Here is a 6,000-nt window from a genome sequence, read left to right as displayed (position 1 = left end):
AAGCCGTAACAGATGTTGTTGCAAAGCTCGTCTCCGTCACTGTAGACCATCTGCTCAAGATAGAATATCACAATGGTCAGAAAAGCGTTGATAGGTACGAGTCGGTAATACTTGGTCGCCTGTTCCAGAGTTTCTCCCGTGATGCCGCTCACGCTGAAATAGGCGTTTTGGAACACAAGAATCAAAAGCGCGGAGATCAGTCCGAGACCAATGCTGATTATGAGCCCCTGCCCGAATATCTCGTCGGCACGGCGTTTTCTCATAGCTCCGACCTCTCGTGTGAAAACAATGCCTACGCCTGTTGAGGCGAGATCCCCAAAAAATGTGACGACAGCTGTTACGGGTGTGATCGCATTGATCCCGGCAACACCCTTCTCACCTATGAAGAACCCGGCAATGATGCTGTCGCTAAGCAGCATCAGATACATGACCGCCTTGGTGAATGTGCCTGATATAAGCATAGACCTGAATTTCTTTTCACAGAATCCTTTCATGATAAACCACCCCTTTGACGACCGCATTTGCGGCAATGTTCTTTCCGGAAGTATTATAGCTCTCTTTCAGCCCCCCTGTGATATTAATTCTATTTTATCACAGTTAGCTGATTTTTTACAGACTTTTTTTCAGAGGCTCCAAAAACACGCTATAAATCTACTATTTGCATATTCAGATATATCGACTCTTCCTTTTTCCATCGGATCATTTAGATTCACATATGACAAACTGCTATAAGGAGAGCTTGCCCTCTCGCAGATGTACTGCGCGGGGGTGCGCTTTTTCAAGGCATAGCACGTGCTCGTTCCCGCCAGGAGGAACAGCAGCGGCATAAAGAAGGGGCTCAAAAAAACTATAAGGCTCGCAGCAGGTCTGCTGCTTCTGAAGCGAATATAATTAGGCTCGTCCCATGTATTCCACGCCATAGCCACGTGGTAGGGTATGAGCATAAGGATATCGAGCCACCTGAGGTTGTCAATAAAATACTTTCTCACAGCTTCACCCGCTTTTTCGATCTATTTTCCGCCGGAAAGGACTGCCCCGGCAGACTGACGCACCGGTGCTGACTTTATCCCGGAAAAGCCGTCCGGATCTCTCCAGACGGCTGAAAATTATAAGTTATTTCTTCACGAAGGAATTTGAGCGCTTGATCTTTACAGCTTCGCTGCTGGCAGCACCAACGGTGTTTCTCTGCTTGGTTACTTTATTCTCTGCTGTCTTGTGAGCCTTGACCATTTCCTCGGCCGATGCTGTCTTGATCTCGTTTATGGCGATGGAATCAGCACGTCTCGGTTCAGGCAGAGCCATATCCTCCTCGGGCAGAGCGAGCCTTCTGGTGGTCTCGATATAATCAGTGTCCTTGACCTTTCTGAAATTTTCGACTCTCTGCAGGGCTGCCTGCTTGGCGTACTCGTCGCCCAGAGCCTTGCCGATCTTTGCCTTATCCACATAGTGGACGGTCTTTTCAATGTCGGAATCAATTACATATTCTTGACCGGAAAGGGCGTTGTTTCTTGCCTTAAATACCTTCTCTATCCTGAACAGAGCCTTGTATTTCAGGTCGATGCTGTTCTGCTTCTGACCGTCCTGCGCCTTGTGGATGAAGTAGGCATCGATGCTCTTCAAAGTCCTGCCGATAGCGTCGGCATAGGCTTCCTTTGCATCTTCGGCGGAAAGATAGGTCTTTCTCAATACCTTCTGAGCCGCCCTGATGTTCTTCATAACGTTCATATACTCTCTGGAATTTCTTGTCCAGCCGATGATCTCGGCAGGCTCCCTGAGCATCTCATAGCAGGTATCCAGCATTTTCAGCTCCCTGAACTTGGGCATCTGCTCTCTGAGGTCTGCCTTGGAGTCAAGTGCGTCAATGAACACGGGTTCCTTGTCGTCGCCCAGCTTGCTGACGGTCTTGTTCTGCTGCCCGATCTTGAACATCAGTTTGCGGAACTGGTTTATCGTTGCTATTTCTTCTTCGGTGTATTCCTCGTTGAGCGCCTCAAATGCATTGGAATTGCCGATGCCGGTTCCCTTGACTTCAATGTCAGCAGCATCGTTGAGGAAGCAGGTAAGGAGCGCCTTGTTCTTCTCGAACATATCCTTTGCTTTCTGGATATCTTCCTTGTTGAAGTTTATCAGCTTGTCCTGATCGAAATTCTCTGCCAGAAGATCGGAGCAGAACTCATAGCTGTTCGGGGTGCCTTCGATCACCTTTATCTTCACGATAGATTTGCTGTTCTCGCCCATATCCTCAAGGACATTGAATCTGCCCCAGTAACCCAGCATCTCTCTCGACGGCGAAGCCCAGAGCTCGCCCTTTTCCGCACGCATATGTCTGAAATCCTCAAGGCAATTGATCAGGAATTCCGCACGCTTGGCGGTGGTCTTCTTTCTGAACTCTCCGTCCTCATCCTCGGTAAACACCTTGCAGGCTTCCTCAATGATGTTTCTGGATATGGATTTCTTCTGGCAGTACTCGCTGTAAGCACCGGAGTCGATGAATTCTTCAAGATCCGTATCGTTCTCGTTCAGTTCAAAGAGGGTGTTCTGGATCTGCTCGATCTGTTCTTTGGAGATGATGCCAAGTCCGTAGTCCTGCCAGAACTCATCCTTGTAGTCCTTATCGGCGGGCATAAGCAGCTCGCCGACCGCGGCTCTCACGGGCTTGATCTCAGGTCTTGATTCTGCGACCTGAACAGCCTTGTCGATGATAGCATTCAGCTCTTCATAATCATTGTCGTCGTTGCCGACAAATATAGCGCCGTAGTTATTGAAATGTTTGCCTGCCGGATCGCCCTCCTTGATAGCTCTGATGTGTCCCGGGCCTACATCCTCCAGCGCGGTGATCCTTAAGCTCAGCAGTTTGAGAAACTTGTTAGCCTTCTGCAGCTTCTCGAACCGGATCTGCTCATTTTCGCTGAGCCCCTCGGGCATTTTCGAGAAATCGTTGAAATTGTACTTGTAGATCCCGGTGCGGATCATCTTCTCACATAACATGTCCATAAGATAACTGGTCATTTTTAAATACCTCATTTCCTTGTTTCAGCCTGTCAGGCCTGTTATTTTTGTGCCTTCGTAAGTAATACCCCCGGCAATATCCTCCGGGTGCAGAAACATTTTATTTTTTTTCAGGACGCAGGAGACTGCATCAAAAACGCCCGTGCTCATATCAAGTACGGACGCTATCATTATATCTGTTTTCAGCTTCGTCTCCGGCGCCTGTCCTTTTCGGGGTGGCGGCGGTAAAATTCCTCTTTGTCCTTGTACATAAGATCGTCTGCGGTCTACATAGCCTTGCAGATATCGTAATCCCCCTGTACATAAGCCGTGCCTACGGCAAAGCTGACATCGTGGGTGTTGTCGGCAAGAGAGCGCAGCTGGCGGACCTGCTGAGCCAGCTTTTTCTCAGAAATGCCGGGGCAGAACACCACGAACTCGTCACCGCCGGCACAGTAGATCACATGGTCGCCGAAAGCGATCTTCAGAAGCGCTGCGGCTCAGATTTTTATTGACAAAGGCACATAAGCCTAACTGGTAAGGCAGCAGTTTGCTAAACTGTGAGTAATCGGGATATTTTGATGTCTGAGTTCAAGTCTCAGTACGACCGCCAAAGAGAAAGCTCCGTCTGATTTATTGTCAGGCGGAGCTACTCTTTTATTCACCATTGTTTTTTCAATAGATCATCAAGTGTTTTGCATATGTTTTATCTGAATAATTCTTTTTTTACCTCATTAATACTGGGCAAAGTCTTTTTTCATTATAATCCTGTTTCTATAGTCAGATTGCTTCCTTCTCTTGCCTTTTTAACACGGATCTACTGAGGAATATTCTCCATTAATTCTTCTCTGTGGCTTATAATTCCCACCAGTTTATTGTTTCCGGACAGATTGATAAGAATATCCATTGCATTCTCTATCGACTTGCGGTCCAGTGTTCCAAAACCTTCATCAATAAGCAACGCATCCATCTGTACACCACCCAGATCCATTGAAACGGTATCAGACATTCCAAGTGCTAGGCTTAGAGAAGCCTTAAAGCTCTCACCTCCAGACAGGTTTCCGACAGGTCTTCTGTGACCGGTCAAATTATCGAGAACCTCCAGATCAAGGAATGTATTGCTTTTCTTTCCAAGCGAGTCTTCCTGACGGTATAATTCAAACTGACCTGACTGTAGCTTTCGGGATCTTCAAGCTGACGTTCAAGTTCGGAAGCCATAGCACTCATCTTCATTACACGAAGCTGTTCAATGGTGTTGTTGATCATTTTTCGCCACCTGCCTTTCTCCAGTAGGCAGCGCCTCGTGTAATGCCGTATTTGTTGCTGTTATCTGTCTTTTCCGCAGGTCTGTCAGGTTCTTTACTGTTCTTCAGCAGCGTTGTTATCGTGCGTATCGAAGGCATTGACGAGAATGCCAGCATACGCTCGCAGGCGGTTTCAAGCTTCTTCTTGCCGTAACGCTTGCCGAGCTTAGTAAGGCTCATACAAGCCTTGTAACCCTGTTCGGGAACACTGCCGGAGGTAAGGAAATATTTCACGACTTCTTCTGTAGATGTACCGACAGCATTTGCCCATTTCTTGAATTCATCGGCATTGCAGTTAAAATACTCACGGTGATTTGAGGGCATATGCTCCTGTTTCACAACAGGCTGAACGCTAAACTTTTCAAGTCGCTTGTGCGATGTCATACGGCTGCCTTTGAAATACGAAATAAAAGTGTTCTGCGGCTATCGTATGGACGGAAAACAAAAATATCAGTATAAAAGCTATTATCCCTCACCGGGAATGACGCAGAAACAAATTGAGAAGGAGGTTCAAAAACAAGCGTTCATATTTGAAGATGAATGCCAACGAGGACGAAAAACCGCTGCTATCAAGTTTGAACAGTTCACTGAACAATGGTTTGAAGAATATGCAAGCCTCAATCTCAGACCCACTTCCCTTCAGCGAATGAGACAGGCTACGCAGCGTGTCTATCCCGTCTTCGGCAAAATGAGAATGGATAAGATCACCTCTCGTGACATTCAGCTTTTCATCACCGAACTTCTGTCAACAGAAAAGAATAAACGCACAGGCAAGCCTCTTTCCCGCAAAACAGCAATACATCACCTGAATCTTATAAGTGATGTCTTCACCTATGCGATACGCATGGAAATGCTCACCGATAATCCATGTCGCAGAGTATTTGTTCCAAAAATGGAGCAGGAGGAAAAAGAGATATTTACAATAGATCAGGTCAAAACACTGTTTGATGAACTTCACAGCGAGCCAACCAAGTTTCAGGTCTATCTGCAGCTCGCAGTATACAGTGGCTTCCGCAGAAGTGAGATGCTGGGATTGGAGTGGAAAGACATCGACTTTGAAAACGAACTGATACATATTCGCAGAACTTCACAATACACATCTGCACTCGGTATCTATACCGACACCACAAAAACTAAAAAGTCCAAGCGAGTATCAAAGATGCCGAGAGAAATAATGGATCTGCTAAGCAGATTCAAAGAAGAACAAGAAGCAGAAGCAGCAAGACTCGGTTCAAAATGGGAAGACCATGACCGCCTGTTTACAAAATGGAATGGTGAGCCAATGAACACCGGCACACCTTACGAATGGCTAAAAGGTTATTGCGAGCGAATGAATGTCCCCTTTCATAATATCCACTCCCTGCGGCATCTGCACGCTTCCCTGCTGATCTTTGAAGGAGTCGATGTCGTAGCCGTCTCGGCAGACATGGGACACAGCATGGTCGGAACTACGTTAAATATGTATTCTCATATGTTCCAAGAGGCCAAAGCACGCAGCTGCGACGCTATCAGCAACGCTCTGAACTTCTCAACACCACCCAAAAAGCCAACATTGACAAAATGCAAGTGTTATGAACTGCCTTTCTCAGGTGCCCACGAGGCATAAAAAAACAGGGTCAATGCCCTGCCATGAACATATTTGCCCAACCAAATCTCAGTGGTTGCACAGTGGTTGGAGGGTATCCGGCAAAAAATAAAAGCCCTGAAA

At 46.8% G+C, this 6,000-nt stretch carries 8 protein-coding genes; 1 reads left to right on the top strand and 7 read right to left on the bottom strand.

Going from position 1 to position 6,000, the window contains the following annotated elements; translation table 11 throughout:
- The 7 genes from T494_RS0111095 to T494_RS0111055 all read right to left on the bottom strand — a co-directional run.
- Positions 1-494, bottom strand: a 494-nt coding sequence (locus tag T494_RS0111095) for an MATE family efflux transporter (RefSeq protein ID WP_028506360.1), incomplete at its 3' end; no start/stop codon positions are given.
- A gap of 129 nt (positions 495-623) precedes the next feature.
- Positions 624-989: a hypothetical protein gene (locus tag T494_RS0111090; RefSeq protein ID WP_155984107.1), complete on the bottom strand. Its 366-nt coding sequence runs from the start codon at positions 987-989 to the stop codon at positions 624-626.
- Between the two features lie 124 nt (positions 990-1,113).
- Positions 1,114-2,994 (bottom strand): hypothetical protein, encoded by a 1,881-nt coding sequence (locus T494_RS0111085; RefSeq protein WP_155984106.1) that lies wholly within the window; start codon positions 2,992-2,994, stop codon positions 1,114-1,116.
- A gap of 281 nt (positions 2,995-3,275) precedes the next feature.
- Positions 3,276-3,452, bottom strand: a complete 177-nt coding sequence (locus T494_RS13945; protein WP_155984105.1) for a hypothetical protein — start codon at positions 3,450-3,452, stop codon at positions 3,276-3,278.
- Between the two features lie 353 nt (positions 3,453-3,805).
- Entirely contained in the window at positions 3,806-4,075 is a 270-nt protein-coding gene (locus T494_RS0111065; RefSeq protein ID WP_028506357.1) for an SbcC/MukB-like Walker B domain-containing protein, read from the bottom strand.
- Complete coding sequence (locus T494_RS14245) at positions 4,072-4,254, bottom strand: hypothetical protein (RefSeq protein ID WP_028506356.1); 183 nt, start codon at positions 4,252-4,254, stop codon at positions 4,072-4,074. The genes T494_RS0111065 and T494_RS14245 overlap by 4 nt, the downstream gene beginning before the upstream one ends.
- Complete coding sequence (locus T494_RS0111055) at positions 4,251-4,676, bottom strand: hypothetical protein (protein WP_051540387.1); 426 nt, start codon at positions 4,674-4,676, stop codon at positions 4,251-4,253. The genes T494_RS14245 and T494_RS0111055 overlap by 4 nt, the downstream gene beginning before the upstream one ends.
- A gap of 10 nt (positions 4,677-4,686) precedes the next feature.
- On the opposite strand from T494_RS0111055, the gene T494_RS13055 reads away from it, so the two are divergent.
- On the top strand, positions 4,687-5,898 hold the full coding sequence (locus T494_RS13055; protein WP_347490901.1) for a site-specific integrase: 1,212 nt from the start codon (positions 4,687-4,689) through the stop codon (positions 5,896-5,898).
- The last annotated feature ends 102 nt before the right edge of the window (positions 5,899-6,000 follow it).

Origin of the sequence: Ruminococcus sp. FC2018, from assembly GCF_000621805.1 — a bacterium.
In the GTDB taxonomy this organism is placed as follows: domain Bacteria; phylum Bacillota; class Clostridia; order Oscillospirales; family Ruminococcaceae; genus Hominimerdicola.
Note: the sequence above shows the minus strand (reverse complement) of the source record. Positions and strands in the feature narration are given on the sequence as shown.